Below are 22,817 nucleotides of genomic sequence, written 5' to 3' on the forward strand. Positions count from 1 at the left end.
GTGGGAGTTCCCATGTGAGAGTAGGTCATTGCCAAGCTTATATTCTAAAAACCCGTGTTGCCTTAGGCTTCGCGGGTTTTTTTTTGGGTGGAATTCATGCGTATTGCCAAGTATTGACTGTATACAAGGGTGTTGTTACGTTTAGATTTAGCGTTTATAAATGAAATTTTGTTTTTACTTAATGCCCACTAATTTAATCTATTTTAAAATATTTTGTGTAGAATGGATTTTATTTGCTGGAAAAATAATGTACAGAAAGTATTTTGGTTTAACTAACCTGCCTTTCAAAACCACCCCGGATATTAGTGTTTTTTACAAACATGGTTCTAGGCAAGAAATTCTCGAAGCTCTGGTCTATACGGTTACGCGAGGAGAGGGTATTGTTAAGGTTACTGGAGAGGTGGGTTGTGGCAAAACGATGCTTTTACGTTTGCTTGCCCACTCCCTACCGGAGTGTTTTTCAATTGTATACATTAATTCTCCCAACTTATCAGCAAAGGATATGATTCTTTATATCTGCAGTGAACTCGAAATCGACGTTGATAGTTCTATGCTCAAGTTCACAGTACTTACCGCCTTGAAAAATGAACTAGTGAGACTTCACTCCTTGGGCAAACATGTCGTTATGTTGATAGATGAAGCGCAGTCTATGACAATTGATGTTTTGGAAGAAATTAGGCTGTTGAGTAATTTAGAAACAGATGATGATAAGCTGATTCAGATTGTATTGTTTGGTCAGCCAGAATTAGACGTTGCTTTGCGAAATGACCATATTAGACAGTTAAAGAGTAGGATATCGTTTAGTATTTATATACCACCGTTGACACCTAGTGAAGTGCAAACATATCTTAATTATAGGGTTCGTAAATGTTCTTACAAGGGATTGGATTTGTTTGATGGTAAAGTTTCGAAGCAAGTTCACCGACTGTCTTTAGGATTGCCGCGTACCATTAATATAATCGCTGACAAATTGTTAATGTCTGCCTATGGTTGCGGTGATTCACAGATTAGCAGGAAACACATTAGGCTTCTGCCTGCTTCTTCAGATAATGCTTCCCAAAAATGGATGAATTCAAAATATGTGGCACTAATGTTTATTTCTTTACTTTTGCTGTCTATTTTACTGGTGTATTCTTTTTACAATAGTATAAAAATGGAGGATTCTTTAAGCCAGTTTATAAGTGCATATGATACAAATCTTGATGCTAAAAAAGGTACCCTTTCAGTTGAAAATAGCACCACTTTAAAGGGGGTACACCCCGTGACGCAAAGAATGCTGCAAGATTCTCAAGATTTTGGCCGTGAGTCCTCTCCGCATTCAGACACAGCAGTCGTTGGTAATGCAGCCGTTATTGATCGTAAGCCATTTATTAAGTATCAGGTAAAAGATGAAAATGCACTTGTTAATAACCCAGTACTACTAGAAAAATTGTTATCATTGCACGCTCAATCTCTTCAATGGATTAATCAATTGCCAGAAGCATCCTATGTCGTGCAGCTCTCTACCTCGAATTTACGAGATTTAAAGGCCGTCACGGCATATTATAAACAGTATGCTATCCCTATTGCCTCTCTCCATCTTCTGATAGACTTCAAGCCAAACGCAAGTAAATTCAAGTTGAAAGCTTTTTATGTGAGTTCACAGAATTATTCCGAGTTGGTGAAAGTTATACGCGAGTTGCCACCAAAGTTAACACTTTCTAAACCTTATATTACAACTGTTAAACAGTTGGCACAGAATTTTGAACTAACATCCAATAAACTTAATCAGCATGGAATATACAACGATGGTAAATAACCTTAAAGTTAAACGTAGAATTTCAACTTTGGCTTTTGTTGTTATGCTAAGCAATTTGTCTGGTTGTAATGAATCTGCTGTAAAAAGAGATCCTATCGCACCACCTGTATCCGATGCTTTTACCCCTGACGGACATATCCTTGCAAAGAGGAAAGTTGAGGATGTCGTACATGCTGGTGCGGGTATTCCTTCTATTGTAAATCGTAGAAAGCCAAGATTACCCCATCTATATGCGAAACCATCATTAAATTATTCTTTAACGGCTGTGAATGTTCCTGTTGCAGAACTACTTTTTCAAATTGCAAAGGATGCCGGTAAACAAATTGATATTTATCACGGTCTGAAAGGGCGTGCAACGATAAATGCTGTGAATCAACCATTAGAGAGGATTCTTGATAGACTCTCTGATCAATCTGGTTTTATCTTTGTGATGCAGGGTAATACCATTGTTATTAAACCTGATCGACCTGAGTGGCGAAATTATGATGTTGACTACGTTAATATCAACAAAACCAGTGAAGATGCTATTGAAATGAAAATGAGTGTCTCTGCTGGTGGAGCTAAATCAACAGGCCTGGGAGGAAGTTCGACAAAAGTTTCAGTCAAATCTGAGCACAATTTCTGGAGTCGACTAGAAAATAATATTACTTTACTTGCACAGCTTGACCCTTATTCACTCGCCTCTACAACATCAGCAACCACTACTGCAGGTTTATCACAAAATACGGTAATCAATCCAGAAGCAGGTGTGATCTCCGTTTACACCACCAGTAAAAAGCATAAAGCGATTAAACAATATATTTCTGAGGTCACAACGCGAGCGCAAAGACAAGTTCTCATCGAGGCAACGGTAGTAGAAGTTAAGCTGAATGACAGATATCAAGCTGGTATTGATTGGACCTTAATCGGAAATCGCGCTTTTGGGCGAGATGGTGGTTTGCAAATTTCATCACCCTCTCGGTCTAATTTTTCGGCTTCCGGTGATGGCTTTTCCATTTCCACTGTTGATAACCTTGGTAGTAAACTCGTGGGAGCAGCAAGCGGAGATTGGAATATCTTATCAAGTTTGAACTTACTTAAACAATTCGGTGATTCTAAAGTTCTTTCGAGTCCTAAAATTATGGCCATTAACAACCAGACCGCCTTATTAAAGGTGGTCAATAATCTGGTTTACTTTACTGTCGATGTCAATACGACGCTGGCCACAGCAAACATACCATCGACCTCTACTTATGAGACTAAAATACATACTGTGCCAGTCGGTTTTACAATGAGCGTAACGCCCTTTGTTAGTGAAGCAGGCGATGTGACCTTAAATGTGAGACCTACGATTTCTAGAAAAATAGGTGAGATTCAGGATCCGAACCCACAGTTGAAGGATATTAAAAGCGTCATTCCAATAATACAAGAAAAAGAGATGTCTTCAGTGTTAAAGCTTAAAGATCGCCAAACGGCTATTATTGGTGGTTTGATAGAAGATAATAATTCTAATGGTCGCACGGGTCTACCCTGGTTGAGTGATATTCCTGTGATAGGTGACCTCTTTTCCCAGCGGGATGATGAAACAAGCAAAAGTGAATTGGTAATTTTTATTCGTCCCGTCATAATCAAAAACCCTGATATTGATAACGGTGACTTGCAACAAGTTGGACGCTTTCTGAAAACCAGTAATTATTAGAGAAGTGAAATAGTTATGAGTGTTTTATTAGAAGCCTTAAAGAAAGCTGCTGCTGAAAAAAAGAGAGCAATGGAGGGTACTGTTGATACAAAAATGGTTCACTCGGATTCTCACAAAGTTTCCGATAAAATGACTGCTCCACCCCTTAAATTATCGACAGAAAAGGTTGGTTCAGTTGCATCAATTGTTGAATCGTCAAAGAGTGCTGTTGAAGAGGAACTGGACGTTGCAACCCCCTTGTCCTTTACCTTGAGTGATATGTCTGCCCCAGAGTTCAATCAAGACGAACTGGACCAAGCTAATACAGAGCCTTCCCTTTCAGTAGAATCGTCAGCTTTGGTATCCGATAATATTGATCACGTTTCTGAAGAAAGCGACCCATTACTGAACGAAGTTCAGCTCAACACCGCTGACTCTTTTGTTGATGAAAATGAATTAAATCAGGATATTTCTCAAGTTACATCTTCTATATTAAATGATTCTGAAAGAGCATCGTCGCCAGATTTGGAATCCAACACTCTGTTTGAAACGGATAAAGACAGTTTCGAATGGAGCATGAACGCGCTTCCTGGCTACGCGACTGCATTAGTAGATGATTCTACTCCGATTGAAAAAAATTCTATCTTGCTAACGGGAGCTTTAACATCTGAACCGAAAATAGAGAGAAAAAATAGTTCTAGTTGGCTCTTGGTTCTTATTGTTGTACTCATATTTATCGGAATCAGTGTTTATGGGTTGAATTACTACCAAAGCAAAAGTGAACAACTTGAAAATAGTATGCGTAAATACAAGTTGGACAAGATTCAGTCTGCATTACCAAAAAAACCGCTGCCAGTTGCAGTTGCGGTTGATCGCTCTTTGCAGAACGCAAATCAATCTTCACAAAAATTGGACTTTACCCCTGATGTAACTGTAAAGGATGCTATTCATGCTTCAAGCGTGTCAAACACCACTACCTCAAATCTTGTTGTGCTTCCGGTCGCCCAAAAAGAGCTGAACACCTCTGTTGTCAAGGGTTCTAAAAAGAGTGTTGTTAAACCTAAAAATACGCCCTCATCTATTAAAAAGAGGACGGCATCTCCCATTAAGCAACCCGTTTTGGTTAAATTTGATCAAACTAAAATCCCTTTATCGGAGGCATACAGTGCTTATGAACGTGGTCATCTAGAGTTGTCTCAACAAAAGTTTAACGAAGTTTTGACTCTTGATCCTAAAAATATAATGGCAATGATCGGTTTGGGTGGTATTGCTGCTTCGGCTGGCCATTATTACATTGCTATGGATCATTATCAGCAAGCTCTAAATATTGAGCCCAATAGCCTTTCTGTGTATGAGGCAATTGCCAATCTTTCGACGAATATCGAACTGAATTCCGACTGGTATGGCTCTCTTAAGAATATGGCTACGATATACCCTAATTCTGCTCCATTACAGTTTGCGTTGGGTAATTTATATGCATCAAACAATGATTGGTTAGCCGCTCAAGAGTATTATTTTAATGCATATGCTCTTGATATGAATAATCCAGATTTTACGGCTAATCTGGCCATTAGTTTAGATCGATTGGGCAAGTATCCACTTGCTGGACAATATTACACTCAGACATTGGCATTAGCCGGAGCCACTCAAGTGAGTTTTAATGTTTCAGACATAAAGAATCGTTTGATTTCAATCCGACAATTTATGGATCAGGAAAAATAGATGGAAAATCCGGGTCGCTTAGGGGAGCGTTTAGTTGAAGATGGTAGCATTTCCGCCGATCAATTAAGTATTGCATTGACTGAACATAAAAGAACAGGCCATAAACTAGGAGAAATTCTAGTCTCTATGGGATTTGTTTCAGTTGAAATTGTCCGAGAAATTGTGGGCTCCTATGTAGGTTATGCCTCCATGAGTTTAAAGGAGGTTGTACCCGATCCGAAAGCTATTTCCTTAGTCTCTGAGACATTCGCCCATAATTACTTGATTATGCCGATTAGTTTAAAAGACAATCGGTTGCAAGTTGCAATGTCTAATCCCGGCGATATATTGGTTTTAGATAAACTTAAACGCCATCTTCAAAATCCAAACCTACAGGTTGCCCCTGTACTTGTGGTTGAGTCTGAGATACAAACAGCAATCGATAATTATTACGGTTATGAATTATCGATTGAAGGCATTTTAAGGGAGCTTGAGACCGGAAAAGCTGATGCCTCTAATATTTCTATTGCCAATGAATATTCACAACCCATGGTTCGATTAGTGGATAACTTATTGACGGATGCCGTTAAAAGAAATGCTTCAGATATCCATTTTGAACCTGAAGAAGATTACATTCGCATTCGTTATAGGATCGATGGTGTTTTACAGCAGATACGTTTGCTTCATAAAATGTATTGGTCTGGTTTAGTGGTACGTTTAAAAGTAATTTCTTCACTGGATTTAACCGAACAACGTCTTCCGCAAGATGGTCGTATGTCACTCATTGTTCACGGCAGAAGAATCGATTTCCGAGTGTCTTCTCTTCCCGGAACCCATGGCGAAAACTTTGTTTTACGTATATTAGATCGAGAGAAAGGTATTGTACCGCTAGACGAATTGGGTCTTGATACCGATTCTTATTCTGAATTGAAGCTGATGATGAACCGTCCTACTGGAATTCTATTGGTAACAGGGCCCACAGGCTCTGGTAAAACAACGACTTTATATTCAATATTGAATGAATTAAATGACGTTGGCGTCAATATCATGACCTTGGAGGATCCTGTTGAATATCCAATGTCGATGATTCGGCAAACCCCAGTTAATGAAGAGATAGGAATGACTTTTGCTGCGGGCATTCGCTCATTAATGCGCCAAGATCCAGATATTATCTTAATTGGGGAAATTCGTGACTCAGAAACGGCAGAAATGTCTATAAGAGCTGCGATGACAGGGCATCAGGTTTTTGCGACTCTTCATACGAACTCAGCCATTGGTGCAATTCCTCGATTACTGGATATCGGTGTATCACGTTCTATTATGGCTGGAAATATTATTGGAATTATTGCCCAAAGATTAGCTCGAAAATTATGTACTCATTGTAAAAGTCCATATCAACCAGAAGAGTTTGAAAGACAATTACTCTCTATCTCAGAAGAGGATGATATTCAATTGTACAACGCAAAAGGGTGTGATAAGTGTAATGGCATCGGTTACAAAGGCCGTTTAGCGGTACTTGAAACATTGCGTTTTACCACAGAGATGGATGAGCTTTTACTCGAGGGTGCATCACAACACGCACTCCTTGATAAAGCCATTGAGAATGGATTTTCTACCATGGTTCAGAGTGGTATTCGCTGGGTAAAACAAGGTGAAACGACACTTGAAGAAATTAGCCGTGTTGTTAACTTAACTGAGTTAGTTTAAAAAGGGAATTTTCATGCAGAACTATCATTACACTGGCATCAATAAATTTGGTAAACGTGTAAACGGAGTATTACCTGCCAGTAATGAGCAAGAACTTGAGCAGAAGCTTATTAAATCTCATATCTCTTTACTCACATTCAAAAAGCAATCGACTTCTTTTTCATTTTCAACTAAACCCAAAGTAACACGTAAAGATATTATTGGAATGACCTTTCAGCTTGAGCAGTTATTGAAAGCGGGTGTGCCATTAATGGAAATTCTTGATGATTTAAAAGATTCTTTCGAAAGCGATGCGGTCAAAGAGATGCTTGCTAATATTTATGAGTCAATGGAAGGTGGAAACACTTTTTCTTCAGCACTCAGAAATTATGAAAAAGAGTTTGGTGAAGTGTATATTTCACTGGTTGCTGTCGGTGAAAAAACAGGTAAATTGGAAGATATTTTAATCGATCTTGCGAATATGCTTAAATGGGAGGATGAGTTAATTTCAAAGGCTAAAAAAGTCATGATTTATCCTGCTATTGTTGCGACAGTTGTCATTGCTGTTGTTATTTTAATGATGGTGTTCGTGGTTCCTGAGTTACTTGGTTTTATCACATCTATGGGTGGAGAGCTCGGTTTTGCGACCGTTTCGTTAATTGCCACCTCAGGTTTTGTACAAAATTACATTGTAGAAATTTTTGTGGTGCCAATTATCATCATCTTTATTTATAAATGGTGGCGTAAACAATCACCTGAATTTAAAATAAAAACGGATGAGATGTCGCTTAATGTGTGGATTATTGGACCAGTATTGTATAAATTGAAATTAGCTCGTATTGCTAACTCTCTGTCCGTCATGTATGGAGCAGGCGTGAGTTTTCCCGATAGTTTACGCATGGCGAGCATCATTGCAGGCAATAAATATCTAGAAGGCAATATCATTAAGGCTGTACGTATGATTGAGGATGGAATGCCGATTCATAAAGCATTTGAGGAAGCGCAGGTATTTCCATCAATGGCTGTTAGAATGGTCAAGGTAGGGGAGATTAGTGGTGGCATGGACAATGCCCTTAAAAATGTAAGCTACTTTTATGATAGAGAGGCTAAAGAGTTAATTGATAAAATCGAGCCAGCAATTGAACCGATTTTAACGGTGATTATGGGCTTTGTCGTGGGCTGGGTCATGATTGCAGTGCTCGGGCCTATTTATGACACCATTGCACAGGTTCAGTAAAGATGGAAATAATTTTTTATGTCACAGATGATGCTTTAACAAGCTATAACGACGCTAATAATGAGGTGTCAACTTTTTTATGGCAAGATGACGGAGCTATTGATCAATACTTATCTACGGTATCTGAAAAGAGTCAAGTCTCTATTGTTTTAGATGTTTTAGATGAAGACATCTCTTTTGAATGGGCTCCGGCCGTTTTCTCCTGGGAAAAGTCATCGATATTAGATCGGCGTAAAGAACGTATTTTCGGAGAGGATATTGCTCTTGCCGAGGTGCATTGGACCAATGCCAAGCAACAAAATTCAGATGGGCGAAAAGAAGAGTTGATGATGTCGGCAACGATCAGTGACTCGTTTCGCTTAAAGAATTTCTTGCAGAGTATTGAAGCAGCTCAACTTACCGTCAGTAGAATTTATTCTAAGCCGATTCTTTTAGAAGGTTACCTTAAAAGTAAGGTCAAAGCACACTTCAAACTATCCCGCCAAAGTCTTAAAAATCCACTATTATTGGTGACGCGCCAATCTCAACATACTTTTAGACAAACATTTTATTATGAAGGTGATTTACGAATAAGTCGTTTGGTTGAAATCGACAAAATTTATCAAACGGCCACTCAAATTCGTTCAGCACTTATTAATGAAACCAAGCTTGCTGTTACCTATGTCTATAATCAACAAATAGTGCCCTTCAATAGTCCCATTGGATTAATTTTCATTGATGGTGAGCAAGACGTTTTAGAGGACATTCTGGTACATAGTAAAGAGGAGGCTTTGGTCAGGTCTACCTGGGAAGAGGATCAATATCTCTTTGCAACGGCTGCATTCAACTCAATTTCTCCGAATGGTGTACATTGTGGTATTCCTGGTTCTGAATGTTTCTCGCCTCAGGCAATTGTTGACTTTATTTTCAGTGATTCCCCCAAGGGCTTTTATACAACGCCTTATACCGAAAAGGTCAGAAATTTAGTCCTCACCCGAAAAGTCCTTATTGGTCTCAATATTTTACTATTTTTGGGCGGGATGTATTACGTCCTGGTTTCAGGTGTTAATACGTTGATCAGTTGGCAGAAACAAGCATTATTGCAAGAGAGTATTGCACAGCATGAAATTGAGATAAACCGTCTTGAAGAGATGGTAAAACTTCAGGATGATGCGCAATTTATTAAAGCTTCAGTAGAATTTTCGGAGTCAATTTTACAATTAAAAGTTAACCGGTTAGTGAACTTTGATATTGCAAGTTTTAGTCAAGTAATTGCTCGTCATCCCAATATTCAGCTGTCAAGTCTTCAGTGGAAGACCTTGGGTCGTTTAGATAGTACAAGTAATCAAATTTCATTCTCTGCCTGGGTGTTTCCATTTCATGAAACTTACAAAGCACCCGTGGCTTGGGTGGATGCTTTTGTCGCTGATTTAAGAACTTTGCCAGGAATACAATCTGTGGTGTTACAGAAAGAGCCTTTAAATAGGGCATTAAGCCAGACACTTTTAATGGATGTTAAAAAGGGCGAAGTGAAAGCCTTGCCATTTACTATTCAAATGCGAGTTAACGATGTCGAATCTAAGTAATTATTTTTCGGATCCAATCATTCAGCGTTTTTTGAAACGAGTTGTAATTCTGCTTGTGCTCTTAATGAGTTTGTCAGCACTTACTTGGTACGGTTACGAGGAAGTAACTAAAGAACTCAACGCGCAAGAGAAGCCAAAAATTCTTAAATTGAATTCATTGCAAAGTCAGGTTCGATTTTTACAGCAGCAAGTTAAACTGTATGAACAGTATGGCGAGAAGTATGAGGAGTTAATCAAAAAAGGTTTGGTTAAAAAGCAAGATAGGGTTTTCTGGACAGATTCATTGATTCGCTTGACAGACGAATACTTAATTCCTAATTTAAAGTTTTCCTTTTCCGCTGAAAAGACCTTGGGCAGTGGGCAGTTTTCACATATTAACATTCCAAATGGTCTTTTCTTCTTTAGTCGAGTTGAGTTGAACATGGATTTACAGCATGAAGAAGATCTCTTGCGAGTGCTTGAAACAATTAATCAGAAAATTTCCCCCTTGTACTTGGTTGAAAGTTGTAAAACGCAGTTGAAAGATTCAGACCATAAGGTGAACGCAAATTTCGACTTACTGCAAGGCAATGTTTCAGCAAGCTGTTCGCTTATTGTTTTCCATACACACCCTAGCCAGAGAAAAAAATAGGATGTCGCTCGAATGAAATTACTTTTTATGAATACAAGATTTTCTAAACTATTGATCAGCATGACTTTGTTGCTCATGTCTAATGTTGCTCTTTCAGGCAGTGTCGAACCTTCTGCGAAACAAGTAACTAAAGTTAAGAGCCAGGATTCTTTGCAAACGCTTTTTTTATCCCACGCTACACGAGAGAAAATAGACAAGCAACGTGAATCTTATTTACACCCGGTTGCTGTAAAGAAAGTGACTCGAATCCTTCCCAAAAGAGATGGGGTATCAGGTAAAAGAAAAGTAAAAAGGATTTATATCCCCCCTAGAGTCGAAATTTCTGCAGTGATTGTAAAACCAGACGGTTCTACTTTGATTCGTGTGAATGATAAATACAACCATTCTCCATCCAAATATATTGATATGGATTATGCTGGCAGTAGTACTAATGGAGTACCCGTTACTATACAAGGAAAAACCAAGATTGTACCCGTTGGAAGTACACTTTTAACCCGTCAAAATAGACTGGTTAAAACGTATAAACTAGAACATTCAGCACGTATGAAATCGGCTCCTAAAACCAAGCAAATCGCTGTTAAAGAAAGATTAGAACAAGTTAAGAGTTTAACGCCACAATGATCCCTATTGAATTTCACCTCCCTTTAATCATGATGCTGTTTATTTTCAGCATCCTTATTGCCTATTTAGTGGTACATGCCAATCAATTTAAAAGGGCGCTAAAAGCTTCGCAAGATGCTCTACGACTTAGTCATGAGGCCACCATCCGAGCGGAGTTTTCTGTTAACCAGCTTGCGAAAATTGAACAGGAAAATCTTGAACTTTCTACTCAACTGCTAGTGCTTCAATCATTAAAAGGTTCTTCTGAACAGTTGCAGCGACAGGTTCAAACCTTACAGGAGCAATTGACAGACAGAGATCAACAACTTGAGATAGAGAGAGCTAAGCTTAGTCAGAGCACGGCCAAGTCAGCAGAACTTACGGTCGCTCTCGAGATGGAAAAAAGTGCCTATCATGAAAAAATCGCACTGTTAGAGTCTGCCAAAACAGAGCTTAGTAATGAATTTAAAGTGCTTGCTAACCAAATATTTGAAAGCAAGCAGGCGCAATTTACGCAACACAGCCAATCGACTATCGATGCGATGTTAAAGCCTATGCAAGGGACTTTAGAAGCCTTTAAATCTCGTGTTGAATTGGTGCATAAAGAAGACCTTGAAGGCCGTGCCAGTCTTACCGAACAGTTGAAACAATTGCACTCGCTTAATAATCAAATGAGCGAAGATACGCATAACCTTACGAGAGCCCTAAAAGGAGATAGCAAAACTCAAGGAAATTGGGGAGAACTCATTTTGGAGCGCTTGTTGGAACGCTCCGGATTGACTGAAGGGGTTGAGTTTGACCGTGAAAAAAGTTTCACTGATAATAGCGGAAAACGCTTAAGACCAGATGTCATTATCAATCTACCGGACAATAAACACATTGTCATAGATTCCAAGGTCTCTCTACTGCATTATGAATCCACTCTAAACAGTGAGAATGAACCAAAAAAAACATCGGCTTTAAAATCTCATTTACAGAGTTTAAAAAATCATATCGATGTTCTTGCGAGCAAACGCTATGAGCATTTAGAACAACTCAATGCACCAGATTTTGTCTTAATGTTTGTACCAGTAGAAGGGGCGTATTTAATGGCAATAGAGGCAGATCCTTCTATCTTTGAGATGGCCTTTGAAAAGCGAGTAGCCGTGGTAACACCAACGACGTTATTTACGACCTTGAAAACAATAGAGCAACTCTGGCGGTATGAAAGACAAAGTGAAAATACCCTTAAACTCATCAAACGAGCAGCAGAGGTGCATGATAAATTTGTCGGGTTTGTAGAAAGTTTTGAAAAAGTGGGTAAGCAGCTGCAAACGGCGCAAACCAGTTATGATTCAGCTCGTAAACAGATGATTTCCGGCCAAGGCAATTTAGTACGTCAAGCTGAAATGTTAAAAGATCTAGCGGGAAAAACAAAAAAAGAGATTCCAGCGCATTTATTGAGCGAGGCGGAGGGCAGTTCTCTCAGCCAGCTCTCTAATGATTCTTAATTTAGGTTTTTTGGGTAGGATTCATTGAATGAATAAATCTCATGCAAAGCCAATTTTCCCCCTGTTTCAGTGCATTTCGATAGGTATTTTGTAAGCTGAGAGGTAAGTCACTCAATCGGATGGAGTGAAAACTATTCTCTTCATAAAATTGCTTTAAATGAACATAGGGAAATGCGAATATTTCAAATTTATTATGACGGGATTTTAAATCAGAATTCATGAGATCCAATAGATGAGTAGCCAGACGGCGCTGTCTAAAATCAGTTTCTATAAATAAGCCTCTGAGCCAATACTGTGATTCTATTGTATCTCTCATCTGAACTAATCGTGCCAGCCCGATTAATCTTGTGTGATAACGCACTATATAAATTAAGTCGCTCCGGTTAGCACGGCTTTCTTTGTGTTGTTTAAGAAAGTGTTTAATTTCAAAGAAATCCGCAGTGGTGGCCAGGCTCAATTTAATTAGGTTTCTATCAAACAATTGAATCTCCAAATCTATTTTATAACTTCCGAATTTCACGAATCATCATAAGATAACTACTTTATGTCCCGACCTATTTGCCCAACATGTCAGCGCCCAACCAAAGTTTGTCTGTGTGATTTTATAGAACACATAGACAACCGAGTGGAAGTGGGGATTTTACAGCACCCCAGTGAAGTGGGTTTAGTAAAGGGAACCGCTAAAATAGCGCAATTATCTCTAAGTTACTGTCATACATGGTGTGGAGAGGATTTACAAGACTTACCAGACCTGGTGGAATGGTTGGGTGATGATAAACCCGTGTTTTTGCTTTACCCTGTAATAGAGGGTCAGCATGAGCCCGTTAAGTTCTACGAGGTAACACAGATTCGCCATTTACACGCGCATGAAGAGATCAAACTTCTTATATTAGATGGCACTTGGCGCAAAACACATAAAATCATGATGTTAAATTCGGTATTGAGGGGGATGGATAGAATCAGTTTAAAACCGTGCACGCCTTCAGCCTACCGAATCCGTAAGCAGAAGAGCGCTACAAGTCTATCGACTATTGAAGCGGTCTACGAGGCTTTATCACAGTTAGAAGATGATTATCTTCGCTATCAACCGCTTCTAAAAACATTTGAATCCATGCAACAGCAGCAAGCAGTGTTTACCAAAAGACCTAAATAATTTATTTAGTTTTAGCGGATGACTGTCGCGTTTCATTTTGCACTTCTTCTCTTAACTTCCTAAAGATGAATAGATTAGAGATTGAGAAGTTAAAGCCCATACCCATAATGACGCCGACAACCAAAGCTAAAATCATATGTTCTTCGAAAAAAGGGACAAAGGTCGTTAAAGTGTAATAGGTGCCATAGTTGACAGCAAACCCAATTAAAGAGCTCGAAACAAAAGCGCCCCATTGGGTGGTTTTTGCCGTTTTTTCGCGATGACTGAACGTGATGACTCGATTCAGGGCCCAGTTCCAAGAAACGGCTGGCCAAAACGAGATCGCACGCGCCACGGTATGGGAAATCCCCATCATTTGAAGTAACAGATAAACCGCTAAATCGACAATAAATCCACTACTACCAACAGCGGCAAATTGAAAGAATTCTGCTTTAGTTTGAAATTTATATTGATACAGGCGTCGCAGATGGCGTAAGTATTTTAGTTGCTCGGTTAACGTGAGTTTAGATTCACCGTGAATACGATCCACAAAATGAATAGGCACTTCTGAGACCTTATCAAAGTTACCTTTCACCATGACTTCTAATGCTATTTTATAGCCAATTGGAGACAAGTCACTAGGAGCAGGAAGATCAGCACGTCGCACTGCAAAAAAACCTGACATGGGGTCTTTTACACGTGTTAGTGGGAGAGCGGGCACCGTTGCGATAACAGAGTTGATATAACGCCATAATGTCCAACTATCATCAATACTGCCCCCTTCAACATAACGAGATCCTAAAACAAAATCACTTTCTCCGCTTCTTAATTGTGCAATCATTGTGGGCACCGCGGTCGCAGGGTGTGAAAGGTCGGCATCCATGACCACCACAAAATCACCATTGGCCTCTGAGAAACCGTCAATAACAGCGGGTGATAAACCACGGTTTTCAGTACGATTAATGAGACGGATAGGATGGTTTCGGGTAAAAAGTTCCGCGACTTTTTCGATAGAGCCATCTTGAGAATTATCATCCATGACCAAGATTTCATAGCTTAGATTCTCTTCTGCTAGTGCAGATCGAATCATTTCGCTTAAAGGGGCAAGGTTTTCTACTTCTTGATAGGTCGGAACAATAATCGATATCATGGGAGCCTTCCCTCTGTGTTTGGAATAAATCACTACAGAGTGGTTTATTAGGTTTGGTTTACTCGGTTTAATTCGTGAGTTGCAAATTTATGGTGGCATTATGCCTGAAATTTAGTGGTTAAACCACCTCGATTCCAGTCGTTTGCCCATCTTAATAAAGCGTGCTTCTACCCAATAATTCAACCAAAGTGAAAGGTATAAAGTCATGAGAACTGCCATCATAAAGACTAACGGGATAAGAGACAATTGGACGTGTTCCACTAGTTTGGGATCAATTGTGCCAAGGACAATCGCCCAGGCAATGGCCACAAAAGGAAAATGAAAGAAGTACATCGGGTATGCGACTTCGGAAAGCAGCCGCCAGCCTTTCCAGCAGGTAAGGTGATTGTTTTTCGAACGTGTATCAAAGTGAAATACCAACACTAAGGCTAATATGGCGGCACTAAACACAAAACGATGGAGCGTGATGGCGGCTAAATTTAGGTTTTCACTGAAATCAGTATAGTAAGCCGATGTCGGGTTATAGACCGGAAATTTCATACTGAGATAGATTATTCCTAAACCAAATGACCAGATAAATGCCTTTTGCATGAGGGACAGACTCAGTTCAAAATTCGGTTTTTGCCACAGTATAAACCCCCACAATACGCCTAACAACAGTGGGCTAATTCGGGTTTGAATCACATAGTACATGTTATTCATATAAATCGCAGGATCAACCTGTTGGGTAAATTGATACCAGTGCGTTTGATAGATCGCTGGCGTTTGATAAGCCACAGCAAAGCGGACTAACAATGCACCGACAATCATCAAACTTAACCACGTGAGAGGCTGCTTGCATTTGGCTAAAAAGACCACTAAAAAAGGCAAAATCAGATAGAACTGTACTTCTATCGACAAGCTCCATTGCACTGGGATAATGCCTTTGCTGTAGATATTTTCAATAAACAATAAGCTATACCAACCCTCGGTCAGTAGCTTATTGAGATCGCCAAGACTATAGAGCAATAAAGCCACGACAAACAGCGGATAAATACGAAAAAAACGGTGTAAATAAAAACGCCCAAAATCAATAGATTGGCGTTTGCTATAGACTTTCAATAGACCGTAAGTCAGTAAGAAACTGCTGAGCATAAAGAAAATATCAACGGCCTTGTCTGCTGCGAGTACGATATTGAGCCAACCAGGGATGCTTTCCACAAACACTGCTAATTTTTCAGGGTTGTTTTTAAAGAGAAAAAACACCGCAAAAAATACATGAAATAAAATCACCATTAATACGCTTATGCCTTTCAAAAAATCGATAACTGGAAAGGCTTTTGTCGGTTGGTGGAGTATGTCGCGAGCAATCGAAATAGGCTTGGTAATAGGTTTTGTTAGGAACCCGAAGAGAAAGTTTCGCATACTAAAGGTAAAGGCCGACATATATTACCGTACGCTCTTTGGTGCAATAAAGTTTTCACATAGGTAGTAATGGTAAGTCACGATAATCGAACCATTTTCGCTAAGAGATTCCTGTTTAAGCTCTGTGCACCTTTCAAAGTGATGTGGCTGCTGAGTTATTGGTGGAATTTTTTCATAATGAGGTACCACAAGCAACCCATTCATGCCAGCCTTCGGCAAGCCGTACCAAAACTCAAACTGGGTCAGCTTTGCACTGGTAATGAAAACAGGTTGGGGTCTGACATACCACGTTAGGTGACTAGCGACACTCCAGTTAGAGACAAACAAAGGCAATGGATGCCCGGTTGTTGAATAGTGTTTTTGCAATTCCAATACGGTTTTGGCGGCAGTTGGCCAACCATAATCCCCTTGAATAGGGTTCTTATAATCTTCCAGAGCAATCCAAGGTTTATAGAGTAGGCTGTGCGCCACCAAGACGAGAGAGCCTATCAATATTAAATGCAAGTAGATGACAGGTTTAAACCACGTTTTAGTTTGACGAAGCCACAACCAGTGGACGATGATTGGAATCAGTAATAACCAGGCTAGTGACACCCAATGTGGCAAACTCTTTTCATAACCTGAGCCCCAGGCAAATAACAAAGTCACAGGCAGTGAGAATAGTAATAGTAAACGACTGCCTGGGTTTTGATAGCTGGATGGCTTGAGCATCACCCACCAACCTAATAAAAACAGGAGGGGTGTGTAAGAGGCAAATTGAATGGCTTGGGTTTGCAGTAATCGTTGAATTGACCAGGTGTCACTTTTCGTGCCATGGTTTATCTGATAAATAAAGGATGCCCAGTCATGTATCGCATTCCAATACAGGATCGGTGTAATCATCAACATGGCGATAACAATGGCAATCCATAACCCTTTTTGTCCGAGCCAACTCCAGCGTTTTTCAACTACCATGACTAAAAACAAAGAAAGCACTAAGGTGACCGCGGTATATTTAGACAAAGCCGCGAGACCCACTAAAAATCCCAATGCGATCCAATATTTTAATTCGTTGGTTTGCAGGAGTTTAATCACTACCAAAATAAGGGAAAGAACGGCTACCATAAGTGGGTTATCTGGCAACATGGCCATGCCCATTAAAGAGAGAATCAAGCTGGTATTGAGAATAACCAAGCTGCCAAAGCCCATCCACTGTGCACCTATAGAGTTTAAAGCACTTTCAGTAGGGATATTTAAAGCGTGCTGAGGATTTGACCAGGCCTGGTCAGTTGTACGTCTTACAAAAAGTTGCATCGTGATTTGGTAAAGCAGGAAATTCAATAACGCATAGAGTACGATAGGAACGATTCGAGCACTCCAGTCGTATGGCGCTAACCACATTGGGATGATTTGCAGCCAACCGACCATGGGCGGATGATCAAAATAGCTCCAATCGGGCATTAAACCATAGAGTGCGTAGTGAGCCTCATCGCCGCCAAGTTCGGCTTGAAATGCTAGGAAAAGATGGAGCAGGCTCATAAAAGCCACCAGTATAAAACTGGCAATTTTAGGCGTGATAGTCCGAGTTGAAGACTGTATCAATGGCTTTTTCATAAGGGGTTAAACTCTGCCGTAATGGTCTTCAAAGCGAATAATGTCATCTTCACCGGTATATTCGCCGACTTGCGCTTCAATCAGTACTAAATCTAAACGACCTTCATTTGCCAAACGGTGCTTTTCACCAATGGGGATGTAAGTGGATTCATTCGGACGAACTAATGCTATTTTTTCACCCACTGTCACGGTGGCCGTACCAGAGACCACCACCCAATGCTCACTACGATGGAGGTGCTTCTGTAAGCTCAGGGTTTTGCCAGGTTTAACGACGATACGTTTAATCTTATATTTCTCTGCCGACTCCAACACCGTATAGGTACCCCATGGGCGATGCGCGGTGCGATGGATTTGCGGTAGGTCGCTGCCTTGTTGTTTTAAGGTTTCGACCACTGTTTTAATCTTTTGCCCTGAGCCTTTTGGTGCGATCAATAACGCATCTTCACTGTCTATGATCATCAAGTCTTCAAGATCGATTAAAACGATAGTACGTTGACTGCCGATAATCAGGTTATTTTTGGCGTTTAATAAAACGCCTTTTTCGATCTGCGTATTGCCATTTTCATCTTTAGGAAGCTCTTGATCTAAAGATTCAAAACTACCCAAATCACTCCAGCCGATATCACTCGGAATCACCTTAACAAGCGCACTTTGCTCCATGACCGCATAATCAATACTGTCTGCTGGGATGGCTTGCATTGCGGCCAGTGGAATTCGTAAAAATTCGCCTTTTTCGGTTTGTGCGTAAGCGTCGAGACAAGTTTGATGAATGTCGGAAGCATGCGCGGCTAACTCGGCCAAAAACAGACCTGCTTTAAAGCAGAACATACCACTGTTCCAGTAAAAGTTGCCTTGCTGAAGATAGGACTCAGCTAAGGCAAGTTCTGGTTTCTCTTTAAAAGACAAAACATCCAAACCATCGGCTTCAATATACCCAAAACCCGTCTCCGGATAGGTGGGCTTAATACCAAAGGTGACGAGTTGATTTTGTTTCGCAAGGGCTTGAGCTTTAGATACCGCAGCTTCATAAGCGACTTGGTCTTTTATGAGATGGTCAGAAGGGGTCACAAAAATAATTTCTTCTGGATCTACCGCCATACAGGCAAGTGCAATCGCCGGCGCCGTATTACGTGCAACGGACTCCAATACAAATTGTGCGTCAAAAACCTCACTAGGCGACTTTTTCAGTGCTTGCATTTGATCAAGCGCTAAAAAATACTGCTCTTGATTGGAGACAATTAAAAACTGGTCGCAGAAAGGCTGATTGCGCAATACGGTTTTTTGAAACAACGATTGGCCATCAAATAATGGCACAAACTGCTTAGGAAGTAGGGTTCGGCTAATAGGCCATAAACGTGTGCCAGAACCACCGCAAAGAATTAAGTTAATCATAAGTTTCTAATTTTTCTGCTGTTATTGAATCGTTTTAAATATGCATTAAGACGGTACAGACAACTCTGTCGTCTTTGATGACCGTGAGACATTTTACTGTATTTTAGCGGGCGCTTTGCAGATTCCCCTTTGAGAACCCTTTTTATGTCTAAGCGACGATGTCCTAAAGTTTAAAATGACTGCTTAAAGTTTCAAACGCTTAAAAATAACTTCTGGCACATGACGGATGATAAACATAATACCCGCCCAAAATACCGGTGTATAAAGTGTGTTTTTACGCTTTTCGATTGCATTGATAATGCTTTTCGCAATCTGCTCAGGTTGCGCCCACAAAGGGCCTTTCTTAAACTCAGCGGTCATCGGAGTATCTACAAATCCAGGCTTAATGTCTAACACATGTACGTGATATGGCATCAAACGGTTACGTAAGCCTTGCAAGAAAATAGAGACCATGCCTTTTGCAGCACCATAAACATAGTTAGATTGACGGCCTCTGTCGCCAGCGACACTGCTGATGACTGCAATACAGCCACTTTGCTGAGTTTGTAAACGATTGGCTAATAGGGTCAGTAAAGAGATCGTACTTAATGCATTGGTGTTGAGTTCCTGCAGGGTGACGGCAACACTTTGTTCGCAAGCGGCCTGGTCAGGTAAGGTCCCGTGTGCAATTAATATGGTATCCAGGGTGATGAACTTTTCAAACACCTCGTTTAACACGGATTCATGAGTTTCATATTCAGTAACATCCAGTGCCGAAAACACCGCTTGGTTAGCACCTCTAATCTTGGCATCGGCTGCAATGGTTTCTAACTGCTCTAGGTTACGTCCCAGTAAATAGAGGTTGGCATTTTGTTCAGCATACAAACGGATCGTAGCCTGAGCGATGGCAGAGGTTGCCCCAATAATTAAAATATTTTTGTGCATGAATTTGTTGTCCTATTTTTTAACGTGGTGTAACGTTTGTTAAAGGTTGAATCTTGGGCTTACGAATCAATGGATTTGCCTGAAAATCCTACAAACCTAGGCGTTGAGATTGCAAAGAGTTAAACCGTTTTTCAGCGCCGTATTGAGCGCGTACTTTTTGGAATTGTTCCCATAAAGGATAGCTTTGTTTAAAGGTCGCTTCTGACATACGTGCATCTTTTGTCAAATAGAGACGTCCACTATAATCGAGCACGATAGAATCGAGTTCATTTAAAAAGGCGAACAGAGTGGAATCTATTTTAAAGTCGAGTGCTAAGGTATAGCCTTCCACAGGAAAACTAAGGTAATTATCATTCCCTTTACCAAACGCTTTCAAAACCGCTAAAAAAGAACCCCGCTTGGATTCTGCTATTTTACTAAGAATCTTTGTTAGGCCTTCTAAACCAGAGGATTTGGGTAAGACGAATTGGTATTGAATAAAGCCATTTTTGCCATACAGACGATTCCAGTTTTGAAGACTGTCTAACGGATAAAAGAAGGGCGCATAATGCACTTGGCGTTGTGTCTGTTTTTGGCGAATTTTATTGTAATATAAGCTATTAAAGGCTTTAACAGAATGCGAGTTTAGCACAGCATTGGGCATATCTATGGGAATAGACAATTTGCCCGTCTTAGCGGTCTGTAAACCCTCACCTAAACCCTCTGCTAAGTCCTCTTTTTTGGCATGTTCACCTAACATGAGTAAAGAGCGTCCAAGCTGTTTTCCGGTAGACAGGCAGTCAATCCAGGCGACCGAATAGGTCGTTTTCTGAAACTCATCAAACAAGACTAAGGTTTCAGCAAGGTTGTGGGTTTTCCAAGTGGTTTCTTGGATGTATGCGCTTTCAATAGCCAACATTTGGAAGCTGGCCTCTAAGATGATGCCTGTTAAGCCCATGCCCCCGCAGGTGGCTAAAAACAGTTCGCGGTGTTGGGTTGCAGAGCATTCAAGAATCTCGCCTGAAGCCACCATCAACTTTAAATTGATTAGATGTGCACTAAAGCTGCCGTCCAAATGATGATTTTTACCATGCACATCACTGGCAATCGCTCCGCCGACGGTGACAAATTGTGTCCCGGGGGTGACGGGTAAAAACCAGCCTTTCGGAACAAAGACCTTCAGGATTTCGGCGAAGCTCACACCGGAGGCGCAATGTAAAATGCCTGTCTCTTCATCAAACGCTAAGAAATGGTCGAGATATTGAGTGGTGATAAGGGTGTTAGCAAGTGCACTGTCACCATAACTGCGGCCAAGCCCTCTAGCGACCAGTCCTGATAGACCAAGACTTGAATTAGCTTGAGCGGCAATCATTGATTGCACGGCGGGTGTATGCGCAGGTTTTAAGGGCGTAATCTCTATTTGTGGGTAACGACCCCATCCGCTTAGTTTCACAAATCGTCCTTATTTAAAAACATACTTTTTATCGAGTTGATATTTGACGTAATATCCAATTGCTAAACCGATAATACCCCCTATATAACGCATCTCTTTAGTCTGATAAATTGCATCAAAGGTAAACTCAAATCCCCAGAAAATTACCGTGGTAATCAATCCCATTACTGTATATAGATAAAAGGTCTTAGATCCATGCTGAATACTCACCGTTTGATATTGAAAAATATAGCGTTTATCGAGCCAGTATTTCAAGACTAAGCCCACGCCAGTCCCCACGAAAATAGACAATGTAATCGCAAAGGAGCCCTGGTAAAGCCTGATGGAAAGGTCTTGACCGGCGATGTTGGCCACAGTAGCGAATATCGCGAAAATCGTGTACATTAGTGCAATCTTCATTTATCACTCCATAATCCAAGAATCATCTAAATAATCGACTCGCCAGGATTGTTTTAAATGTGTTCCAAGAGAACACATTTAAAGGCGTTAGATTGCTTAAAAGTGCTGAAGGCACTGAGGTTAATTAATTTTATGAATTCTAACACTTCTACTGTCGCTAATAAATCGGTATTGCTTGGACTGGTAAAGTTAATGCGTCCACACCAATGGATTAAAAACGGCTTTGTGTTTGCGCCCTTGCTGTTTACCGGTCTGTTCTTGGATTTGGTTGCGGTCGGTCAGGCTTTGCTGGCTTTTATGTTGTTTAGCCTAGCGGCTGCGGCGACCTATGTGGTGAATGACCTTAAAGACATCGAGCAAGATAAGCAACATCCAGTCAAATCGCTGAAGCGTCCTTTAGCATCGGGCCTCGTCAAACCTTTGCAAGCCAAACAACTATTAGTGGGTTTATATGCAATTTTGTTGACTGGTTTTTGGTTTCAGCCCGCCGTTATGGGCGTGATTGTGGGTTATCTTCTATTAAATGTGGCTTATAGTTACTATTTAAAACACCAACCCGTACTGGATATTTTTACCATTGCTATCGGTTTTGTCTTACGGGTCTATGCGGGGGCGATGGCGATTGCTGTGCCTGTCTCCTCTTTGATGTTTGTTACGACCTTGTGTTTAGCCCTGTTTTTAGCCTCCATCAAACGCCGGCAGGAGCTGTTACAAACGAATCAACAAGGTCGAAAAGTATTGGCTTTGTATTCAGTCACTTTGATTGATCGTTATGCTGAAATTTCAGCAACGGGCGCTTTACTTTTTTATAGTTTGTTTGTCATGAATGTGCACCCAGAACTGATGGTGACCATTCCATTTGTGTTGTTTGGTCTGTTCCGTTATTGGTACCTCAGTGAAATGCTGGGAGAAGGCGAGTCGCCCACTGAAGCTTTAATGACTGATCACCAGTTATTGCTGACCGTCGTGGCTTGGGTCGGCGTATGTATCTGGGCACTCTGGCCAGCAGGCGGTTTGTAAATGGAC

Annotated in this window: 19 protein-coding genes; 11 read left to right on the forward strand and 8 right to left on the reverse strand. The window is 40.5% G+C overall.

Annotation, left to right across the window (positions count from 1 at the left end):
- Positions 1-160 precede the first annotated feature (160 nt).
- From F612_RS12795 to rmuC, 9 genes are read left to right on the forward strand one after another with little or no spacing between them, the layout of a single operon-like run.
- Complete coding sequence (locus F612_RS12795; protein ID WP_019555680.1) at positions 161-1,798, forward strand: ExeA family protein; 1,638 nt, start codon at positions 161-163, stop codon at positions 1,796-1,798.
- A gap of 28 nt (positions 1,799-1,826) precedes the next feature.
- A complete protein-coding gene (mshL, locus tag F612_RS11775; RefSeq protein WP_211209468.1) occupies positions 1,827-3,476 on the forward strand; it encodes a pilus (MSHA type) biogenesis protein MshL in 1,650 nt (549 codons plus the stop codon).
- A gap of 15 nt (positions 3,477-3,491) precedes the next feature.
- Positions 3,492-5,177, forward strand: coding sequence for a tetratricopeptide repeat protein (locus tag F612_RS0100020; RefSeq protein WP_019555682.1), 1,686 nt, complete (start codon positions 3,492-3,494; stop codon positions 5,175-5,177).
- Entirely contained in the window at positions 5,178-6,863 is a 1,686-nt protein-coding gene (locus tag F612_RS0100025; RefSeq protein WP_019555683.1) for a GspE/PulE family protein, read from the forward strand.
- 13 nt (positions 6,864-6,876) lie between these two features.
- A complete protein-coding gene (locus tag F612_RS0100030; RefSeq protein WP_019555684.1) occupies positions 6,877-8,079 on the forward strand; it encodes a type II secretion system F family protein in 1,203 nt (400 codons plus the stop codon).
- Between the two features lie 2 nt (positions 8,080-8,081).
- Positions 8,082-9,644, forward strand: coding sequence for a hypothetical protein (locus F612_RS0100035; protein WP_019555685.1), 1,563 nt, complete (start codon positions 8,082-8,084; stop codon positions 9,642-9,644).
- Entirely contained in the window at positions 9,628-10,275 is a 648-nt protein-coding gene (locus F612_RS0100040) for a hypothetical protein (RefSeq protein ID WP_019555686.1), read from the forward strand. Before F612_RS0100035 ends, F612_RS0100040 begins: the two co-directional genes overlap by 17 nt.
- A 12-nt stretch (positions 10,276-10,287) precedes the next feature.
- Positions 10,288-10,896, forward strand: coding sequence for a hypothetical protein (locus F612_RS0100045; RefSeq protein ID WP_019555687.1), 609 nt, complete (start codon positions 10,288-10,290; stop codon positions 10,894-10,896).
- Entirely contained in the window at positions 10,893-12,365 is a 1,473-nt protein-coding gene (rmuC, locus tag F612_RS0100050; protein WP_019555688.1) for a DNA recombination protein RmuC, read from the forward strand. Before F612_RS0100045 ends, rmuC begins: the two co-directional genes overlap by 4 nt.
- Position 12,366: 1 nt before the next feature.
- Here rmuC and F612_RS0100055 read toward each other — a convergent pair whose 3' ends face one another.
- Positions 12,367-12,885 (reverse strand): GNAT family N-acetyltransferase, encoded by a 519-nt coding sequence (locus tag F612_RS0100055; protein WP_019555689.1) that lies wholly within the window; start codon positions 12,883-12,885, stop codon positions 12,367-12,369.
- Positions 12,886-12,909: 24 nt separating this feature from the next.
- On the opposite strand from F612_RS0100055, the gene F612_RS11780 reads away from it, so the two are divergent.
- Positions 12,910-13,518 (forward strand): tRNA-uridine aminocarboxypropyltransferase, encoded by a 609-nt coding sequence (locus F612_RS11780; protein ID WP_083917238.1) that lies wholly within the window; start codon positions 12,910-12,912, stop codon positions 13,516-13,518.
- Position 13,519: 1 nt separating this feature from the next.
- On the opposite strand, the gene F612_RS0100065 is transcribed toward F612_RS11780, so the two are convergent.
- The 7 genes from F612_RS0100065 to F612_RS0100095 form a co-directional block, all read right to left on the reverse strand.
- Positions 13,520-14,647, reverse strand: a complete 1,128-nt coding sequence (locus F612_RS0100065; protein WP_019555691.1) for a glycosyltransferase — start codon at positions 14,645-14,647, stop codon at positions 13,520-13,522.
- Positions 14,648-14,758: 111 nt separating this feature from the next.
- Positions 14,759-16,072: an acyltransferase family protein gene (locus F612_RS0100070; RefSeq protein ID WP_019555692.1), complete on the reverse strand. Its 1,314-nt coding sequence runs from the start codon at positions 16,070-16,072 to the stop codon at positions 14,759-14,761.
- Positions 16,073-16,075: 3 nt separating this feature from the next.
- Positions 16,076-17,644, reverse strand: a complete 1,569-nt coding sequence (locus F612_RS0100075; RefSeq protein ID WP_019555693.1) for an ArnT family glycosyltransferase — start codon at positions 17,642-17,644, stop codon at positions 16,076-16,078.
- A 6-nt stretch (positions 17,645-17,650) separates the two neighbouring features.
- On the reverse strand, positions 17,651-19,036 hold the full coding sequence (locus F612_RS0100080; RefSeq protein WP_019555694.1) for a mannose-1-phosphate guanylyltransferase/mannose-6-phosphate isomerase: 1,386 nt from the start codon (positions 19,034-19,036) through the stop codon (positions 17,651-17,653).
- A 183-nt stretch (positions 19,037-19,219) separates the two neighbouring features.
- Positions 19,220-19,960, reverse strand: coding sequence for an SDR family oxidoreductase (locus tag F612_RS0100085; RefSeq protein WP_019555695.1), 741 nt, complete (start codon positions 19,958-19,960; stop codon positions 19,220-19,222).
- Positions 19,961-20,048: 88 nt separating this feature from the next.
- The gene (locus tag F612_RS0100090) at positions 20,049-21,392 is read right to left on the reverse strand and encodes an FAD-binding oxidoreductase (protein ID WP_019555696.1); all 1,344 of its coding nucleotides are present in this window, start codon (positions 21,390-21,392) and stop codon (positions 20,049-20,051) included.
- 9 nt (positions 21,393-21,401) lie between these two features.
- Positions 21,402-21,791 carry a GtrA family protein gene (locus F612_RS0100095; protein WP_019555697.1) on the reverse strand — a complete coding sequence of 130 codons (390 nt, stop codon included), beginning with the start codon at positions 21,789-21,791 and terminating at the stop codon, positions 21,402-21,404.
- 132 nt (positions 21,792-21,923) lie between these two features.
- Here F612_RS0100095 and F612_RS0100100 point away from each other — a divergent pair, with 132 nt between their 5' ends.
- Positions 21,924-22,811, forward strand: a complete 888-nt coding sequence (locus tag F612_RS0100100; RefSeq protein WP_019555698.1) for a decaprenyl-phosphate phosphoribosyltransferase — start codon at positions 21,924-21,926, stop codon at positions 22,809-22,811.
- The last annotated feature ends 6 nt before the right edge of the window (positions 22,812-22,817 follow it).

Origin of the sequence: Thiomicrorhabdus arctica DSM 13458 (assembly GCF_000381085.1) — a bacterium.
GTDB classification, from domain to species: domain Bacteria; phylum Pseudomonadota; class Gammaproteobacteria; order Thiomicrospirales; family Thiomicrospiraceae; genus Thiomicrorhabdus; species Thiomicrorhabdus arctica.